Annotated in this window: 3 protein-coding genes; 2 read left to right on the top strand and 1 reads right to left on the bottom strand. The window is 61.5% G+C overall.

Annotation, left to right across the window (positions count from 1 at the left end):
* Together E0F99_RS29695 and E0F99_RS29690 are read left to right on the top strand one after the other, a co-directional pair.
* Nucleotides 1-635: type 1 glutamine amidotransferase domain-containing protein (locus E0F99_RS29695; protein ID WP_130909128.1), on the top strand; the 635-nt coding region annotated here is incomplete at its 5' end.
* 79 nt (nt 636-714) lie between these two features.
* Nucleotides 715-1836 (top strand): alkene reductase, encoded by a 1122-nt coding sequence (locus tag E0F99_RS29690; RefSeq protein ID WP_083358776.1) that lies wholly within the window; start codon nt 715-717, stop codon nt 1834-1836.
* Nucleotides 1837-1892: 56 nt separating this feature from the next.
* Here the strand turns inward: E0F99_RS29690 and E0F99_RS29685 are convergent.
* Nucleotides 1893-2334 (bottom strand): zinc-binding dehydrogenase (locus E0F99_RS29685; RefSeq protein ID WP_165447658.1); only part of this gene is annotated, 442 nt, incomplete at its 5' end.

The raw sequence follows: 2334 nt of genomic DNA, 5'->3' as shown, positions 1-2334 counted from the left end.
ATACCGGTCGTAAAACCGGCTTCTGGCTCGAAGAATTTGCTGCACCCTATTACACGTTCAAGGACGCCGGCGCCGAGTTGGTGCTGGCATCCCCAGCCGGTGGGCAGCCACCGTTGGACCCGGTCAGTGATCAGCCGGACGCGCAAACCGAACAAACCCGGCGTTTTGCAGCCGACCCGGCGGCCCAGCAGGCGCTGGCCAACACCGTCAAGCTTGAGTCGGTCAACGCCGACGACTTCGACACGGTGTTCTACCCAGGTGGTCATGGGCCGTTGTGGGACTTGGCGGAATCGCCTGTTTCCATTGCGCTGATCGAGTCGTTCGAACGTGCTGGCAAGCCCATCGGCTTTGTCTGCCATGCGCCGGGCGCACTGCGTCACGTCAAGGCAGTCAATGGCGAGCCGCTGGTCAAGGGCCGCCGTGTTACCGGCTTCTCCAACGCCGAAGAGGCCGCTGTGGGCTTGACCGATGTGGTGCCGTTCCTGATTGAGGATGATTTCAAGGCGCTCGGCGGCCACTACGAAAAGGGTGCTGATTGGCAATCCTTTGTGCTCGAAGATGGTTTGCTGGTCACCGGGCAGAACCCGGCCAGTTCCAGCGACGTTGCTGAAGTCCTGCTGAAACTCACCGCCTAAATTAACTAAGCACTGTATTGATTGGCGGCTCTCAGGAGCCGCCAACGCTTTAGTGCGCCTTGAATTTGGATATTTTCAAATGACTAGCCGTTTAAATACCCCAGTCAAACTGGGTCATCACATGTTGAATAACCGTGTTGTTTTGCCGCCCTTGACGCGCCAACGCAGCGCGCAACCCGGCGATATCGCCACCGACCTGATGGCTGAGTATTACCGCCAGCGCGCCACGGCCGGCTTCATGGTCAGCGAAGGCACGCAAATCGAACCGCGCGGCCAGGGTTACGCCTGGACGCCGGGTATCTACACCCCGGCGCAGATCGACGGCTGGCGCAAAGTGACCGACGCGGTGCACGCCGAGGGTGGGGTGATCTTCGCCCAGCTGTGGCATGTCGGCCGCGTTTCGCACAACGCTCTGCAACCAGAGGGCGCCGCGCCGGTTGCACCGTCTGCCCTTGCGGCTGAACAGGCGAAAGCTTTTATTGAAACCGGGCCTGGGGTGGGCGAGTTGATGCAGCCGCCCGTGCCGCGAGCGTTGAGCGCATTGGAAATTGAGGAACTGGTGGCGCATTACGCACAGGCTGCGCGCAATGCGTTGGACGCCGGGTTTGACGGCGTGGAAATTCACGCGGCGAATGGTTATCTGGTCAATCAGTTCATTTCGGCTCACGCCAACCAGCGCGACGATGAGTACGGTGGCTCGCTGCACAACCGCCTGCGTTTCCTGCGTGAGATTGTCGAAGCCGTGACTGCCGTGGTGGGGCCGGAACGCCTTGGCGTGCGTTTTTCACCGCTGTTCAGCGGCACCGACCAGGACCGTGTGTATATCGGCTTGGTGGAAGAAGACCCGCATCACACCTACATCGAAGCGATCAAGGTGCTTGAAGCGTCGGGCATCGCCTATGTGTCCATCGCCGAAGCCGACTGGGACAACGCCCCCGACTTGCCGCAAACCTTCCGCCAGGCCGTGCGCAGCACCTTCAGTGGGCGGATCATCTACGCCGGCCGCTACACCGCCGCGCGCGGGGCGAAACTGGTAGAGGCGGGGCTGGCTGACTTGATTGCGTTCGGGCGCCCGTTCATTGCCAACCCGGATTTGCCGCAGCGCCTGTTCAACGGCTGGCCGCTGAACGCGCTGCGCGCTGAAGGCATGTACGGCGGCTCGGCGCTGGGCTATACCGATTACCCGATGTATGCCGAGTAGGCGTTCTATATCACTGCTCAGCTCACACCGTTGATCGTCATGTGAGCTGACCCGCCTCACTCCACTCGCAACACAATCTTGCCAATGTGGTCGCCGCCTTCCATCCGCGCATGGGCCTGGGCGGCGTCGGTGTATTCGTAGACCTTGTCGATGATCGGCAGGCAGCGCCCGGCCGACAGCACTGGCCACACGTATTCGCGCAGTTGTTCGGCGATGGCGGCTTTTTCGTCTTTGGTGCGTGCGCGCAGCAGCGAACCGGTGATAACCGCGCGTTTGCCGAGGATGGTCAGCAGGTCGACGTCATTGGCCTTGGCACCGCCGAGGAAACCCAGCATCACCAAGTGCCCGTCCATGCCCAGGGCCTTGAGGTTGTTGTTGAGGTACGAGGCCCCCATGATGTCGAGGATCACATTCACGCCGTTGCCGCCGGTCTTCTGCGCGATGCACTCGGCGAAGCCCTTGTCGCGATACTTGATCGGCCCGTGGCCCACCTTGGCA

It is taken from the genome of Pseudomonas antarctica, from assembly GCF_900624995.1.
Classification (GTDB): domain Bacteria; phylum Pseudomonadota; class Gammaproteobacteria; order Pseudomonadales; family Pseudomonadaceae; genus Aquipseudomonas; species Aquipseudomonas antarctica.
This window is presented reverse-complemented; position numbering and strand designations above follow the sequence as displayed.